This is a genomic window from Vagococcus entomophilus (assembly GCF_003987595.1).
Lineage (GTDB): Bacteria > Bacillota > Bacilli > Lactobacillales > Vagococcaceae > Vagococcus_E > Vagococcus_E entomophilus.
This window is the reverse complement of sequence record NZ_NGJZ01000002.1, coordinates 582,589-599,523: the sequence shown is the minus strand read 5'-3', so window position 1 is coordinate 599,523 and position 16,935 is coordinate 582,589. Positions and strand designations below refer to the sequence as shown.

The 16,935-nt window shown below is 38.7% G+C and carries 12 protein-coding genes and 1 pseudogene; 3 read left to right on the top strand and 10 right to left on the bottom strand.

All coding sequences use genetic code 11. The features are described 5' to 3' along the window. Positions 1 to 84: 84 nt before the first annotated feature. The 5 genes from CBF30_RS08845 to CBF30_RS08825 all read right to left on the bottom strand — a co-directional run bounded on the left by CBF30_RS08845 (position 85) and on the right by CBF30_RS08825 (position 10,246). A complete protein-coding gene (locus CBF30_RS08845) occupies positions 85 to 5,022 on the bottom strand; it encodes an Ig-like domain-containing protein (protein WP_126825376.1) in 4,938 nt (1,645 codons plus the stop codon). Between the two features lie 433 nt (positions 5,023 to 5,455). Beyond that, entirely contained in the window at positions 5,456 to 6,562 is a 1,107-nt protein-coding gene (locus CBF30_RS08840) for a DUF871 domain-containing protein (protein WP_126825373.1), read from the bottom strand. Positions 6,563 to 6,585: 23 nt separating this feature from the next. Beyond that, positions 6,586 to 7,941, bottom strand: coding sequence for a PTS sugar transporter subunit IIC (locus tag CBF30_RS08835; RefSeq protein WP_126825370.1), 1,356 nt, complete (start codon positions 7,939 to 7,941; stop codon positions 6,586 to 6,588). Next, positions 7,916 to 8,863, bottom strand: coding sequence for an ROK family protein (locus CBF30_RS08830; RefSeq protein WP_126825366.1), 948 nt, complete (start codon positions 8,861 to 8,863; stop codon positions 7,916 to 7,918). Before CBF30_RS08830 ends, CBF30_RS08835 begins: the two co-directional genes overlap by 26 nt. Positions 8,864 to 8,872: 9 nt before the next feature. Beyond that, positions 8,873 to 10,246: a glycoside hydrolase family 1 protein gene (locus tag CBF30_RS08825; protein ID WP_126825363.1), complete on the bottom strand. Its 1,374-nt coding sequence runs from the start codon at positions 10,244 to 10,246 to the stop codon at positions 8,873 to 8,875. A gap of 114 nt (positions 10,247 to 10,360) precedes the next feature. Between CBF30_RS08825 and CBF30_RS08820 the strand changes: the two genes are divergently transcribed. After that, positions 10,361 to 11,443, top strand: a complete 1,083-nt coding sequence (locus CBF30_RS08820; protein ID WP_126825360.1) for a helix-turn-helix domain-containing protein — start codon at positions 10,361 to 10,363, stop codon at positions 11,441 to 11,443. 115 nt (positions 11,444 to 11,558) lie between these two features. On the opposite strand, the gene CBF30_RS08815 is transcribed toward CBF30_RS08820, so the two are convergent. The 3 genes from CBF30_RS08815 to CBF30_RS08805 all read right to left on the bottom strand — a co-directional run bounded on the left by CBF30_RS08815 (position 11,559) and on the right by CBF30_RS08805 (position 14,210). Then, a complete protein-coding gene (locus CBF30_RS08815; RefSeq protein WP_126825357.1) occupies positions 11,559 to 12,410 on the bottom strand; it encodes a CPBP family intramembrane glutamic endopeptidase in 852 nt (283 codons plus the stop codon). A 317-nt stretch (positions 12,411 to 12,727) separates the two neighbouring features. Then, positions 12,728 to 13,102, bottom strand: a complete 375-nt coding sequence (locus CBF30_RS08810) for a MerR family transcriptional regulator (protein WP_126825354.1) — start codon at positions 13,100 to 13,102, stop codon at positions 12,728 to 12,730. Between the two features lie 466 nt (positions 13,103 to 13,568). Next, on the bottom strand, positions 13,569 to 14,210 hold the full coding sequence (locus tag CBF30_RS08805; protein WP_126825351.1) for a nitroreductase family protein: 642 nt from the start codon (positions 14,208 to 14,210) through the stop codon (positions 13,569 to 13,571). Between the two features lie 114 nt (positions 14,211 to 14,324). Here CBF30_RS08805 and CBF30_RS11990 point away from each other — a divergent pair. Together CBF30_RS11990 and CBF30_RS08790 are read left to right on the top strand one after the other, a co-directional pair. Then, positions 14,325 to 14,651, top strand: a pseudogene (locus CBF30_RS11990) (winged helix-turn-helix transcriptional regulator). A 79-nt stretch (positions 14,652 to 14,730) separates the two neighbouring features. After that, positions 14,731 to 15,789: an NAD(P)-dependent alcohol dehydrogenase gene (locus tag CBF30_RS08790; RefSeq protein ID WP_211340490.1), complete on the top strand. Its 1,059-nt coding sequence runs from the start codon at positions 14,731 to 14,733 to the stop codon at positions 15,787 to 15,789. A gap of 37 nt (positions 15,790 to 15,826) precedes the next feature. Here the strand turns inward: CBF30_RS08790 and CBF30_RS08785 are convergent, their stop codons facing one another. Next, on the bottom strand, positions 15,827 to 16,141 hold the full coding sequence (locus tag CBF30_RS08785) for a hypothetical protein (protein ID WP_126825341.1): 315 nt from the start codon (positions 16,139 to 16,141) through the stop codon (positions 15,827 to 15,829). Positions 16,142 to 16,189: 48 nt separating this feature from the next. Then, entirely contained in the window at positions 16,190 to 16,519 is a 330-nt protein-coding gene (locus CBF30_RS08780) for a hypothetical protein (RefSeq protein ID WP_126825338.1), read from the bottom strand. Positions 16,520 to 16,935 lie beyond the last annotated feature (416 nt).

Here is a 16,935-nt window from a genome sequence, read left to right as displayed (position 1 = left end):
TATTCGTTCAAAAAGCTAACTTTTTGCTTAATTTGTACTTGTTATTTTTAAAATTACGCGAGTGTTATCGTATTCGTTCTCACATTATTTTTTACTTCTCTTTATTCGGAACACCAAAGATCCTAAAGCTCCTATTAGCATCGTCAGTCCTATATTTATCAGACTGGAATGCTTTTCAGATGTTTGTGGTAATTTTTTGACAGAACTAGATGTTTTATTTTGACTCGTTCCTTGTGTCTTAGTACTAGTTTGAGCATTCTCTTTACCCGATAACGCGTGAGGTGCTTTACGGACAACGCTTGTTGCCGGTTCACTATCGCGGTTACTTCCAGGCGCTTTTTGCGTGGCACTGAGTTTTTCATTCGCCTTAAGCGTCCCTTCGTCCACGGGGATACTCCATGTCCCGTCTTCTTTGACTGTAGTTGTTCCTAGTTTCTTCCCTGACTCATCATAGACTGTGACACTATTTCCAGGTGTTCCCGTTCCGCTCACACTTGTATCTGAATCTTTCGCGTTGTTGATTGTCGGTTTGTCTGCCGCTTTGTCTTCACTGACAACGCTTGTTGTCGGTTCACTATCGCGGTTACTTCCAGGTGCTTTTTGCGTGGCTTTCAAGTTTTCTCCTGCTTTTAATGTCCCTTCGTCCACGGGGATACTCCAGGTCCCATCTTCTTTTACTGTAGTCGTGCCTAGTTTCTTACCTGACTCATCATAGACTGTGACGCTATCACCAGGTGTTCCCGTTCCACTCACACTAGTGTCTGAGTCTTTCGCGTTGTTGATTGTCGGTTTGTCCGCCGCTTTGTCTTCACTGACAACGCTCGTTGCTGGTTCACTATCACGATTACTTCCAGGCGCTTTTTGCGTGGCTTTCAAGCTTTCTCCTGCTTTTAATGTCCCTTCGTCCACGGGGATACTCCAGGTCCCATCTTCTTTGACTGTAGTCGTGCCTAGTTTCTTACCTGACTCATCATAGACTGTGACGCTATCACCAGGTGTTCCCGTTCCGCTCACACTAGTATCTGAATCTTTCGCGTTGTTGATTGTCGGTTTGTCTGCCGCTTTGTCTTCACTGACAACGCTCGTTGCCGGTTCACTATCGCGATTACTTCCAGGCGCTTTTTGCGTGGCACTGAGTTTTTCATTCGCCTTAAGCGTCCCTTCGTCCACCGGAATACTCCAGGTGCCATCTTCTTTTACTGTAGTTATTCCTAGTTTCTTACCTGACTCATCATAGACTGTGACGCTATCACCAGGTGTTCCCGTTCCACTCACACTAGTGTCTGAGTCTTTCGCGTTATTAATCACTGGTTTGTCTGCCGCTTTGTCTTCACTGACAACGCTTGTTGCTGGTTCACTATCGCGGTTACTTCCAGGTGCTTTTTGCGTGGCTTTCAAGTTTTCTCCTGCTTTTAATGTCCCTTCGTCCACTGGGATACTCCAGGTCCCATCTTCTTTGACTGTGGTCGTGCCTAGTTTCTTCCCTGACTCATCATAGACCGTGACACTATTTCCAGGTGTTCCGGTTCCACTCACACTAGTGTCTGAGTCTTTCGCGTTGTTGATTGTCGGTTTGTCCGCCGCTTTGTCTTCACTGACAACGCTTGTTGCTGGTTCACTATCGCGATTGCTTCCAGGCGCTTTTTGCGTGGCACTGAGTTTTTCATTCGCCTTAAGCGTCCCTTCGTCCACCGGAATACTCCAGGTCCCGTCTTCTTTGACTGTAGTCGTGCCTAGTTTCTTCCCTGACTCATCATAGACTGTGACGCTATTTCCAGGTGTTCCCGTTCCACTCACACTAGTGTCTGAGTCTTTCGCGTTGTTGATTACTGGTTTGTCTGCCGCTTTGTCTTCACTGACAATGCTCGTTGCCGGCTCACTATCACGATTGCTTCCAGGCGCTTTTTGCGTGGCACTGAGTTTTTCATTCGCCTTAAGCGTCCCTTCGTCCACCGGAATACTCCAGGTCCCGTCTTCTTTGACTGTAGTCGTGCCTAGTTTCTTCCCTGACTCATCATAGACTGTGACGCTATCACCAGGTGTTCCGGTTCCGCTCACACTAGTATCTGAATCTTTCGCGTTGTTGATTACTGGTTTGTCCGCTGCTTTGTCTTCACTGACAACGCTTGTTGTCGGTTCACTATCGCGGTTACTTCCAGGTGCTTTTTGTGTGGCTTTCAAGGTTTCTCCTACTTTTAATGTCCCTTCGTCCACCGGAATACTCCAGGTCCCGTCTTCTTTGACTGTAGTCGTGCCTAGTTTCTTCCCTGACTCATCATACACCGTGACACTATCACCAGGTGTTCCCGTTCCGCTCACACTAGTATCTGAGTCTTTCGCGTTGTTGATTGTCGGTTTGTCTGCCGCTTTGTCTTCACTGACAACGCTCGTTGCCGGTTCACTATCGCGATTACTTCCAGGCGCTTTTTGTGTGGCTTTCAAGTTTTCTCCTGCTTTTAATGTCCCTTCGTCCACTGGGATACTCCAGGTCCCATCTTCTTTTACTGTGGTCGTGCCTAAATTTTTCCCTGACTCATCATAGACTGTGACGCTATCACCAGGTGTTCCCGTTCCACTCACACTAGTGTCTGAGTCTTTCGCGTTGTTGATTGTCGGTTTGTCCGCCGCTTTGTCTTCACTGACAACGCTCGTTGCTGGTTCACTATCACGATTACTTCCAGGTGCTTTTTGTGTGGCACTGAGTTTTTCATTCGCCTTAAGCGTTCCTTCGTCCACTGGAATACTCCAGGTCCCGTCTTCTTTGACTGTAGTTGTTCCTAGTTTCTTCCCTGACTCATCATAGACCGTGACACTATTTCCAGGTGTTCCCGTTCCGCTCACACTTGTATCTGAATCTTTCGCGTTGTTGATTACTGGTTTGTCTGCCGCTTTGTCTTCACTGACAACGCTCGTTGCCGGTTCACTATCGCGATTACTTCCAGGCGCTTTTTGTGTGGCTTTCAAGCTTTCTCCTGCTTTTAATGTCCCTTCGTCCACGGGGATACTCCAGGTGCCATCTTCTTTTACTGTAGTTATTCCTAGTTTCTTCCCTGACTCATCATAGACTGTGACGCTATCACCAGGTGTTCCCGTTCCACTCAAACTAGTGTCTGAGTCTTTCGCGTTGTTGATTGTCGGTTTGTCCGCCGCTTTGTCTTCACTGACAACGCTCGTTGCTGGTTCACTATCACGATTACTTCCAGGTGCTTTTTGTGTGGCTTTCAAGTTTTCTCCTGCTTTTAATGTCCCTTCGTCCACTGGGATACTCCAGGTCCCATCTTCTTTGACTGTGGTCGTGCCTAGTTTCTTCCCTGACTCATCATAGACCGTGACACTATTTCCAGGTGTTCCGGTTCCACTCACACTAGTGTCTGAGTCTTTCGCGTTGTTGATTGTCGGTTTGTCCGCCGCTTTGTCTTCACTGACAACGCTCGTTGCTGGTTCACTATCACGATTACTTCCAGGTGCTTTTTGTGTGGCACTGAGTTTTTCATTCGCCTTAAGCGTTCCTTCGTCCACTGGAATACTCCAGGTCCCGTCTTCTTTGACTGTAGTCGTGCCTAGTTTCTTCCCTGACTCATCATAGACTGTGACGCTATCACCAGGTGTTCCGGTTCCACTCACACTAGTGTCTGAGTCTTTCGCGTTGTTGATTGTCGGTTTGTCCGCCGCTTTGTCTTCACTGACAACGCTCGTTGCTGGTTCACTATCACGATTACTTCCAGGCGCTTTTTGCGTGGCTTTCAAGCTTTCTCCTGCTTTTAATGTCCCTTCGTCCACTGGGATACTCCAAGTGCCATCTTCTTTGACTGTGGTCGTGCCTAGTTTCTTCCCTGACTCATCATAGACTGTGACGCTATCACCAGGTGTTCCGGTTCCACTCACACTAGTGTCTGAGTCTTTCGCGTTGTTGATTGTCGGCTTGTCCGCCGCTTTGTCTTCACTGACAACGCTCGTTGCCGGTTCACTATCGCGGTTACTTCCAGTCGCTTTTTGTGTGGCTTTCAAGCTTTCTCCTGCTTTTAATGTCCCTTCGTCCACTGGGATACTCCAGGTCCCGTCTTCTTTGACTGTAGTCGTGCCTAAATTTTTCCCTGATTCATCATAGATCGTGACACTATTTCCAGGTGTTCCAGTACCACTCACACTGGTATCTGAATCCTTAACATTATTGATTGCTGGTTTATCAGCAATACTTGTATAAGTCATCGTGTTAAATTTAATTGAGTGATTCGTTGGATATCCACCCGTAGAGGAACTAATATTAAAATGTAATTCTGCATTTTGATCGACAATTCCATTAAGATTTTTGCTAAAATGATAGACTGTCCCGTTATAGTCTAAATCAACTGTTAGCCCCATATTCCCATCATAATTGATGGATAATTTATGATACTGACCATCTAAAAAAGAATTAGATATTTTTTGATAACTAGTGGAATCAATTGTGCCAATTCCTGATGCATTAGTAGTCACAAACGCACCGTAAGGAACTTGCTTTCCTTTATCATTTTCCCCTTTAATATCTTTGGGATTTTGAAATGGATTTGACTTCATTGATTCATTGTTTTGCCAAGTATCAATTTTCCAGCCAAAAGCATTAGGAATACCATAAATTCCTAAATTACCGGCTGTACCACCAATTTGTTGTTTTTCTCCAGTATAAAAAGCAATCCCGATTCCATCAGCAGCGGGCGCAGTTCCTACATTTATATCAATATCTAGATGAAATGATTGTTGCAGGTCAATATTATTATTGAACGTCACAACCCCTGCTTGTTGAGAACCAGTGGTCATTTTTTGAATTCCGGTACTTTCATCATAATTATTCAATGCCGAACCCAACTGAGTAAAGTTTTTTAAAAAACTCTCTTTTGAAATCGTGCTGCCGTTAATAGTACTTGCTTCGGTTGCCATTGCAACTATTGCATTTGAATAAAGTGGCACAGAACAGGTAGACAACGTCATGATTCCGGCTGCGGTCAGTTCTATTATTTTTTGCTGTTTAGACTTTTTTTTCATTTTTTCTCCCCCAAAATAACCTATTGAATATCTAATATAACATACGATTTATAAATAACTTTCATTCCCAATACAAACATATACATATTATATGATACGATACCGCTTTGTTTTATTCAATTATTTACCTTTATTTTTATAAAAAATATACCTAAAAACAAATACAAATTCTTCAAAATCAGGGGGAAGTTGCTTTATATAAAAGAGAAATAAATCTTTTTTACTTTTTCAACCCTTTCAAAAAAATCATTCCCTTCCCATTTAATAGATTAAATTATTAAAAAATAAATTTAATATACATATATTTTTTAAAATAAATATTCTGAATCAGACTTTCCTGATTCGTAATCTCTTTATTTGGGACAATTCCTCGTCTAAATAAGAAGAAGCAGAAAAGCATAACAACTTTTCCGCTTCTTCTTATTTAGACGAATTAATCACGCTTGAAGGTTAAATGAAAATCAGTATATGGTTGCAATGTCTCTAACAACAGCAGATCTTCCGTAGCAATTTGACCAATTTTGTTTACTCTGTTATCTTTCGGTCGACTTTTAAGAGCTATTTGTAATTCTGCTTTGTATTGCCCATAATTCTCATTTAAAATTAGTACATCTCCCTTCTGAATTGGAGCACTGTTTTCCCTAGCAGGAAGAGGAGACTCTCTGTATATAAAACGTGGCAAGGACGAACGGATCATGTATTCCGAACAATCACCTCTATACATGTGGTTTACATCTTCCACAATCTTTTTTTCAATCGGCCACAATCCGTCAGCAGGGACGACTGTTAATGACAGTCGCTCTTCTAGAAATGCTCTTTTCATCTCTGCTAATTCATTTTCAACAGCATAGGCATTTCCTATAATAATGTCTTCAACAACATCTAATGCTTTTAAATGTCTCACTTGTGCATACAATGGTAAGTTTCTATGCGCTTCGATTGTGCAAAGCCCTTCCTGCAATTCCCATGGTCCTAATTTAGCCGATGGCGCTGTCACAAATGCCGCTGTTCTCAAATTTTTTTTTAAAAATCGCTTTGAGCAATGAATGAAATATTCTGTTGAAAGACCTGTATAAGCTTGCGGAAAAAAATTATGACATCCCACTAGGTTTGCTCGGTTGGGGTGATAATCAAAAATCCGCTCTAAATAGTGATCCTCATTGCTCATATTAATCTCAATTTTAAGACCATAGCGATTTCTTGTCATTTCCGCTTCTTCTTTACCAGTAAATCCCATATCTAAACGAATTCCTTTAACACCTAAATCTGCAAAATAGGCTAAATCAGCAGTAGAAATTCCTAACGACTTTAACGTATACGGATTGACATCCAAATACGTTTCAAAACCTAAATGATTCCCATAAGCAATAGTTTTTTTCATTCGCTTGATTATCGGTTCAAGTTGATTTTTTTTAACATTAAATAAAAGTAAATTCATAAATATCCTTGAGAAATCATATTGTTTTGCTAATGCTAAATAGGCTTTATCTTTTTCAAAACTACTTTTTTCTGGGTATAAACTAACACCTAACTTGCCCATCTTGCTCCTCCTATACTAACGATTTAACTTTTCACTTCTATCCCAGACTCTTCTTGAAGCGCTTTTTTGTCGGCAACTTTAAAAAATGGGTACCATATTAAAATACTAACGAACAAGCAGACCATTCCCACTAGAAGTAGGGGAATTCCACCACGAAAAATCATATTAATTAAAGCAGGAGTGGTCCAAGGAAAGGAAATGGTTGGATTGTACTTTGTCAGATCAATCAATGAAGTCATTGCCCAAGCAATTCCACCCATAAGTAACGGACCAATCGCCATCGGAATAAAGAAAATCGGATTCATAATAATCGGCATCCCAAAAATCAAGGGCTCATTTATATTAAAGATTGAAGGTGCTGCTGTTAATTTGAACATCTCTTTGTAGCGCTTTGATTTGGCCGTAATCATCGAAATCACAAGACCCATCGTCGCGCCTTGACCTCCAAAGCCTGTTCCACAAGCTACACCCACAACCGCAAACATCAAATAAGGAACCGGTTGTCCTGATGTGTATGCCGTAATATTCGCAACGCTATTTGCCATCACAATTGGCGTAATCACACTGTAGACAACTTGCGGATGAATGCCAAAATACCAAAAAAAGTTGGCGAGTGATAAAATTAAAATTAACGATAATGGGGATCCGACTAAATCTTGCAGTGGAATTTGAATGACTCCGGTGATAAAGGAAAAGATATTGCCGAATCTTGAAAAGAAAGGGGCAAACTTAAAGAACAAGCGCAAACAAAAAGCAATAATCATAATGACACCCGCTATAAAAGTTGGACTCAAAGATTCCGAAACATTTGTTGGCACGCTCTCTGGTAATTTAATAACAAAATGCTTTTTATTTAAATAAATATAGACCCGAGCTACCAAATACCCTACAAACATCGCAACAATAATACCAGAAGCTCCAATATAATCGCTAGAAAAAGCATTTAACGTGCTTACAGACTCAATTGTAGCTTGTGCGGGATATTGTGTGAGTTGCTCTTTGACATTAAACAACATAAATTGCTGTGGAACAAGAATCATAAATCCAGAAAGCGAGAGAACCCCTGCAATCAAAGGATTATACTTAGGCGCATTGATTTTGACATAACTATACGCAAAGGTATACGCTAAAAACAATCCTAGTGCATTGATGGTTGCATTTTGTACAGCTACAAAATCATTATAGACTCCCACAGATACCAGCCAATTTTGCCATGCTGGTATGGGGAAAAAGCCAATAATCATCAAAATAGAAGCCCCCAACGTAACCGGCGTAATCTTCATAAATGCCTCTGTTAAAGCTCTAAAAAAAGGACTCTTATTCATATAAAGTGCAATTGGACCAAAAAATTGATCAATAAACTTCTCCATATTTTTCATTTTTTCTCTCCCCTTCTAACATTCTTGCTACTGCTCCAATCATTCCAGCCGCATTCCCCAATTGGCACGACTCAATAGCAGGCGTCCCTATGGCTGAAATCTCTGGATAACGGGTGACAAGTACTTTGAGCGCTTTTTTTATTCCATCCATTATGGTTTCATTCTCACTGATTCCACCGCCAATTAAGATTTTTTCAGGATCTAGCGAAACCGTAATATTGAGTAATAATACTGCTACATTGTTATAAAATTCTTCTAAGCTTTCAATCGCTTGAAGTTGACCTTGGCTTGCACATAGCAATATTTTTTTAATATCTAACTCCCAATCTTCAAACGCGCGATTCCCCAATTTTCGATTATAGATTCGACATAAGCCTGCAACTGCACCACAGTGAAAGCTAGCAGAATCATATCCTACAGGCTCACTTTTACCAAGTCCCATCAGCATCAGTCCAAACTCTCCTGCTGCGCCAGTACGACCTTGAATGACTTTGCCATTGAGTACAATCGTCCCCCCTACTCCAGTCCCTAGAGGCAAACAGACAAAATTATGACAATTTTTTCCAGCACCAATCCATTTTTCCGCATAGCCAACTGCTTTGGCATCGTTCACTATACAAACTTTCATCTTTGTTTTATCTCCTAGTATTTGTGCTAAATTGTACCGATACAAGCCTTCCAATGCCCCTGATGTCAGCATTTGGCTTTTCTCACTGATCACACCGGGGATACTCAGTGCAACACCCACAAGCGGTCTTACGTTTTTTATCTTTAAAATAATTTGAATCAAGGATTCAATAATTTTTTCTGGTTCTTTTCGATTACTTGGGATTTTATTTTGTGATAAAACGTTTCCATTTTCATTGATCACGCCGTACTTGATAAAAGAGCCCCCAACATCAATACCCAAATATTCCTCCACCTACCTCACCTACTTTTCTAATCCATTTTGCTGAATCACTTGTTGATACCAGAAAAAGCTATCTTTTTTGTAACGTTTCAGATCTTTTAAGTCAAAATCCTCACGATTTACATAAACGAATCCATACCGTTTACGAAATCCTTCGTGTGTACTGATCAAATCAATTGCACTCCAAGGACAATAACCGATAAACTCTACCCCGTCTTCAATAGCCAGTCTCATTTGTTCAATATGTGCTGCCAAATATTCTATTCGGTAATTATCATGAATTTTTCCATCACTTGTCAAGGTATCTTCTTGCCCTAAGCCGTTTTCAGTAATCAAAACTGGTAAGTGATAGCGCTCATATAATTGATTTGCGGTCACACGAAGCCCGACTGGATCAATTGGCCAGTTCGAAAATTCAGTTATCGGCAAATGCTGATTTGTTTCAGTCTGAAAGAATCCCGGTATTGAAAAGCCAGATTGCTGATCTTTCGCATCATTCTGTTTGCCATTTTTAGAAGCTGCAACAGTCATTGAATTATAGTAATTAAAGGCAATAAAGTCCGCTGTATTTTCTTTCAAAACCTGCTCGTCTTCTGCTGTGATCTCTGGAACTGCATCCATAGCTTTTAACATTCGCATGGCTAAATGATTGTATCTTCCATAGACTGCTGGATCCAAAAATAGCCAGTTTCTAAGGGCACTCATATACTCCGCAGCTAACATATCTTCTGGTTTTTCTGACTTTGGATACACACATGCAATGTTAGGAGCGGGGCCAATTTTCCCTGGATAACCACCCTCATGATAAATCTTCATCGCCTTCGCTTGTGCCACTAACATATGATGATTGCCTTGAAAGACTTCTTTCCAACTAGCCGTTTTGCCGTCCAAAGCTCGACTAGCAAATACCAACATATTTTGTTCGTTAATCGTTTGCCAGTAGTTCACTCGGTCCCCGTAACGCTCAAATAATAATTGACAATAAGTAACAAAAGCATCGATGGTAGCACGATTGGCCCACCCTCCTTCTGCTTGTAAAGAAAAAGGCAAATCAAAATGAAAAACAGTAGGAATAGGTTCAATTCCTTGAGCCAATAATTCGTTGATAAGATTGTCGTAAAATGCTAAACCCTTTTCGTTCACTTTTCCGTGTGACATGACTCTTGTCCAAGAAATCGAAAAACGATATGCCTTTAAGCCTAATTCTTTAAAGAGTTTCACGTCTTCTTTGTAGCGATTGTAATGGTCAGAAGCAACTTTAAAGTCGGTAGTATCTGGAACAGGCTTGCGAATATCTTGTACAGACGGCTCTTTTCCATCTTGGTTCCATCCTCCTTCAACTTGGTAAGCACTTGTTGAAGCCCCCCACAAAAAATTTTTTGGGAATTTTTTCATAACACGTCTCCTCCATTTCTTTTATCTACACTCATTATATTTGAGAAAGCGCTTTATTTATATTATAATTTAAATATCTATAGTAATAATTAAAGACGATTTGGAGGGTATTACATGTTTGAGCAAATAAAGTTATTAACCGAATTTACTGAATATCCCTTTGCACTATTTCAAGAGCAGGTTTGTATTTTTGAGTCAAAAATCAAAGCGAGTGATGTTTTAAATGCTTTTTCAAAGAAATTTTGGAACTACAGTGAGACTGATACCCTCTCCATCACTTATTTTCGTGGCTTAATTTTTCTATCAACAAAGTTTATTATCAACAAATCAAACTTTATGCTCATAATGATTATGTCCGAAAAAAACAGCTGTAATTGGACAAATTTAGACTGGACCCTACTATTTAAAAAAATTCAAGCTTATATCGCAATTCTTTCTGATACAAAACAGTTAACCATAAAAAAGCGACACTTTGAAATTCCTGCGACTCAGGACTCTGAAGAAGAGAAAATCTTTACAGAACAAACATTCCAGACAACTTTCACCGACCATTATCAATTTGAAAAACATCTAATGGATGCTTTAAAAACAAGCGACTCCTTGATTTTAAATAAAATGGTCCACAATTTGTCAAAGATTAATCAAACCCCACTTTCAAACAACAAACTGCTCGAAAAAAAATATCGTTTTGTTTCTTTGATTACGTTAGTTAGTCGTGCTGCTATTCAGTACGGCTGCTCCCCAACACATGCTTACCGGCTTTCAGATTCACTGATTCGTCAACTTGATTTCATTCAAGCCACTCCCGAGTATCATTCTTTAATCAAGCAAATGCTCAATGAATTTTCGTTGCTTATAAAAACAAATACCGCCTCGTCTACCTCTTATATCGTAAAATCAGCGATTGAATACATCCATCAAAATCTGTATGATGACCTTTCCAACTCGACTATTGCAGAAAAAATTGGTGTCCATCCAGTGTATCTATCTTCCACTTTTAAAAAAAATACAGGCAATTCACTTCGTCATTTTATTACGAAAACACGAGTCAAAGAGGCAAAATATCTCTTAGTTAACACCGATTTAGCCTTAAAAGAAATTTCTGGGTCTTTGCATTTTTCTAATCAAAGTTATTTTTGCAAACTATTCAAAGCAGAAACTACTTATACACCAAAAGAATATCGTATTCTATTTTGAATTCCTAGTAAATTTAGTAGCCTATCACTTAATTCAAGCAGAAAAAAAGACAATCGATAGTTCTTATCGGTTGTCTTTTGTTTTACGCTATGAAAATTACTGTTCAGATGACAGATTATATCTGGTTCATCTTTTTGTAACAAAAAATGGCTACAATAATGAATCCTAGACCTCCAATTATTCCTACAAGATTAGGTCCAATGAACAAGTTGTGCGCTTCCTTCATCGAGGTAAATAAATAGCTTGGCGTATACTTGTCAATCGCATTTAGCGCAGCATGGGCAACAACACACACCCATACAGATTTTGTTTTAAAAAAGAGAGAAGACAAGATTGTATTCATCACCATACAAAAGAAAATCATCATGGTAATCCCTAAGGCAGGGTGATCTGTACCATAGTTGAGGCCCATGTAAACAAGTGGTGCATGCCACACTCCCCATATAAATCCTGTTAAAACAACTGCTTTTTTCCTAGAAAATTTTTCAGATAGCTTGGGTAATAAATACCCTCTCCAAGCAAATTCTTCTCCAAAACAAGAAAGTAAGCCTCCCAACGGATTGACCAAAATACACAATGGCACAATGATTGCTAGTTGTTTAAAATATGCTCCCGCGGTAGTGAGATCGCTTTGGTAAGCAAACTTTGACCCTAAAAAGTCCAGTTGATCTGGAAAGAAGAAAAAATAAACTGCTGCGCCCGAAAAAGCAATGATGGGCGTTGCGAAATATGCCAATAAATAATACCATTTATTCTGCTTAAAAAAAGGACGCAGAAAAAGATTTTGAGCTTTTTCTTTTGTTAGAACTCTTGTAAGTATCACACTAATCATTGGCGTAAACATTAAGCCTACTAGATAATTAGGATTTTTATTTTGGGCGTACCTCAAACTTAGAACCCCCATAAAAATTGTAGCTAGTACTAGAAAAATCACTATTCTTTTGTTGGTTAACCTCGTAGTTTTCATCAACTCTCCTCCTTATCTGCATTATAGTTTTTTCCTTTCCCTAAAGAATCAGTCAAAAGTCGCATTTCTATCTAGTCTTTTTATAACGTTTGTTATATAACAAAAAATAAGAGACTGGAACATAACTCAGAGGTTACAATTCAGGCTCCTATTAGTCAAATAAAAACATTGCTTTCAGAAATAAGCTAAAATTAATAAAAAATTTGAAGCGCAACTAGCGTAAATTTCTGCTTATTTCTTAGGTTCAAAAACTTCTGTTTCTCCGTATTTCTGTTACTATTCCCAACTCTATTTTATTGTTGATCTTGAATTTCTTTCTATAATTTTTTTTCAGCTTCTCTCATATGACTTTCATAATTTTCTACTTTGTATAACAAATAATCATGTGCTTCTTGCATTTCTACAATTTTTTCTTGCATGATTTTTGCTTGTTCTATTAATAACGCTTTTCTTGCAAAAATCGTCGCGTCATCATCTTCATAAATCATTGACACATATTCTCTTAAACTTTCTATCCCCATACCTGCACGTCGCATGATTTTGGCAAATTTTAATTGATTAAGACTGCGCTCTGTAAAATCACGCATGCCGTTTTCTTTTCGCGGGATGGGCATAATTATTCCAATCCGCTCATAATACCTAATCGTATCATTGGTTAAGCCGGTTAGCTTTGCTGCTTCCTTCATATTCATTCTGTTCTCCCTCCAACTTCCATTTGATTCACTAAATTAATTGGATTTATAAAACGCGTGTCTTATCATTTCATCCATACGTGCAATATTACTTGCCAAACTGATATTCAATTCATGCCCTATCTGTGCTATTATACGTTTTTTGAACTTTTTGTACTTTAGCCTGAGTCGTTATCAACTTACCTGTTTAAAACTGGATTACTCGTTTGGCTATAGTTCTCTACTTTTTGATAATTTTTATTCTTAAGCTTCTATACTTTGTGATGCTACTATGCATTATACTAAACACCAAGCATTGAAACTAGTAGTCAGCAATAAAATTTAATGCACCTTTATTTCTCAACATCAGCTCTCACTAAAACCAGCATAACAAAGCTTTTGCTTATTTGTGTCAGCTGACTTGTGCCAAATCGTTTTGCTCGAATACTTTCATTAGTAGACATTCTACCTGACTATGATCTAACTCTTAGTTCATTTCATTGTAAAAAACAACTTTTTCCAGTGGTAATCTTGAGGTTTGATACGCTGGTTTTTTTTGTTTACCCAAAGATATCAACAAAACCGGCGTGTATCGACTCGGTATCTTAAAAGCTTTTGCTAACTGCTCTTTGTCGAAACCTCGCATTGGGGTTGTGTCAAAGCCTTCTGCTTTTGCAAGCAACATAAATTGCATTGCCGCCAGACTGGTATCGACTGTAACCGTTTGAAGTAAGTCATCCGATTGCATGTTTTGATATAAATTTGTGTATTTTGCTTCAGACATTGTCGCTATTTTCTCGGGCATATTATTTTCAAATACTGCTTGGGCATATATTTCATGTGCTTTTTTATAGCCTTCTAAATCACCCAGTGCCACGATTGTGGCGGAGGCCTCTATTATTTGTTGCTGATGAAACGCAATCGGATATAACTTTTCTTTTTGTTTTGTCTCGTCGATGACTAGAAATCTCCATGCTTGAAGATTACCGCCTGAGGGGGCTTTGGTAGCTACACGAAGGAGCTGATTTATTTTTTCTCTAGTTATTGACACATTTGGCTGATAACTTCTCACTGCATGTCGTTCTTCTATGACCGATTGTGCCGAAAGATCTTGTTGTTCTTTTTCCATCCTTTTCACACTTCTTTCTTTTTCGATAAAACCATTATATAATCGGTATAAATCTTTACAAGTACGCAAAATTTAAATACTTAGTACATTTTTTTTTACTAAAGGAGACTTTTGATGCAAAACTTTAAGCAAGACCAACAATCTACTTGCCATGTAAAAAATGCCTTAGAAATCTTACAAGGAAAATGGACCTTACAAATCATTTATCTTTTACTTACAAAGAAAACCATGAGATTTGGACAACTAAAAAGAGCGTTACCGGGTATCAATAATACTATTTTAGCTACTACTTTAAAAAAACTTGAAGAAAAAAAGATTGTCTTAAGAATACAGTAAAACGAACTGCCGTTGCGGGTAGAATACTCTTTGACTGCAACGGGTAAAAACCTTGATGACGTCTTTCAAGAATTAGATTCTTGGTGGGAAAATTCCATGCAGTAATCCGGTTGTTTTTCCTACGAGTATCAGTTAGAATGACATTATTGCTTGTCTATACAAATATAAAAAGGACGGTGGCATTATGAAAAAAATGAAAGTAGCAGTCATGGATGGAATTGGTCAAACAAGTTTTGTCGAAAGAGAAGTTCCCAGACCAAATGAACATGAGGTTTTAGTTGAATTAGACTATGTCGGAGTTTGCGGATCTGATTTACATTACTATGAATCTGGTGCTATCGGAGATTATATTGTCCAACCACCTTTTGTCTTAGGACATGAAGCTGGAGGAAAAGTAGTTGAAATAGGAAAAGGTGTCACGCATCTAAAAGTTGGGGACTTGGTCGCACTTGAACCAGGAAAGACTTGTGGGAAATGCGAATTTTGTCGCACAGGACGTTATAATTTGTGTCCCGATGTTGCATTTTTTGCAACCCCTCCTATTGATGGAGTCTTTCAAGAATATGTCACACACGATGCAAGCTTATGTTTTAAATTACCTGATACTGTTGATACAATGTCCGGTGCCCTCATTGAACCTTTAGCAGTAGGCTTTCATGCTGCTTTTCAAGGGGAAGCAAAAATTGGCCAAAAAGCCGTGATCACCGGAGCTGGAGCAATTGGATTAGTCACATTACTTGCCTTAAAAGCTCTCGGTTTGAATGAGATTTATGTCGTAGATGTAATGGACAATCGCTTGGAAAAAGCAAAAGAGCTAGGTGCTACGGCCGTCATCAACGGTAAAAAAGAAGATACCGTCGCAAAACTGCGCGAGTATACGCAGGGAAAAGAGCTTGATTTGGCAATTGACACAACTGGTTCTGCCTTTGTCGTCGGTCAAGCCATTGAGGCCGTAAAAAAAGGCGCAAATATCGTCCTTGTCGGGTACAGTCCAACAGGTCGCATGGATTTGCCGATTAGTTTATTCATGGATAAAGAGCTGTCTTTAAAATCTGTTTTCCGTTATCGCCATATCTACCCACTAGCTATCGAAGCAGTCGCTTCTGGTCGAATCAATGTTAAGGATATTGTCACGAATGTTTTTGAATTTGCTGACATCCAAAATGCGCTAGATAGTTGTGTCAATAACAAACAGGAAATAGTGAAAGCCGTTATTCAAATCAAAGATCCAACTTTAAACTAAAATAAAAAAGAAATAACCTGTTGGTTATTTCTTTTTTTTACTGTCCATTGTATTTTTTAGCAGCTGCTATTTTTTTATTGGTTTCATCCAGGATAGTCTGATTTTTTTGAGCCATTGTTTCTGCTCTTTCTTCTTGTTGCTTTTGTACTTCCTCTTGTTGTTTTTTTAATCGTTCTTTTGCATCTGACACTGATTCATCTTCTTTTTTAAACAATTTTTCCACAAATTTATCTGAAACCTTTTTGAACCCATCAACTGCGCCTTCTTCAATTGTTTTATACCCATCTACTACTGTTTTTTCTATTTTTTTATGTGTGCTGACTACTGCTTTTTCTATTTTTTTGTCCGTCATATTCCATTCTCCTTTTTTTTCTTTATTTTCATTGAACTGTTAGCTAATTTATGCAAAAAGTAAATTTAATTCTGGAAAGCCGCCATTCGTAAAGTATACGATTCCAGTAATACTCAGTGCAATAACTCCTAATAAAATGGCGGTTCCATACTTATACTTATTGATTTTTTTTCCCTTTTCTAACCCTTTTGGTAATAGCAGCAACATTAAACTTATAGATAAGCAAAATGTTGCTATGAAAATTGCTACCGCTCCAATCCCCATCCCAAAGTTTGCGAGTGCTAAAACGACAGAAAATACGATTCCTAAAACACTCATCCCCCAAACACCATATTTAGTCCCAACAAACAAATTGTCAATTGTTTTAAATAGCATCATTTTTTTACTTCCTTTCTTTTATCAAAATCTTACAACCATCTATTTTTTGCGTTTAAACCAAACGGCCCCAGCCACAACAACGACTACAACTGCTCCTACTGCAAATGTTCCTAATGACATTTCCTTCACTCCTTTTTCTTTTTTATCTTTCACTACTATTTTTTGCGTTTAAACCAAACGGCTCCAATTGCAACCACGACAACGACTACAACTGCTCCTACTGCTAACGTTCCTAATGACATTTCCTTCACTCCTCTCGTTTTGCTTTTGTTTATATTAAAAGAATAGCTTTAGCGTATTTATAAACGAATGCTAAAATGTTACGAAAATGTTAAGACTCACTTTTTCTAATAATAAAGCCACTACAAAAAAATCTAAGACAAAACTTTAATAAGTTTTGTCTTAGACATCAACTG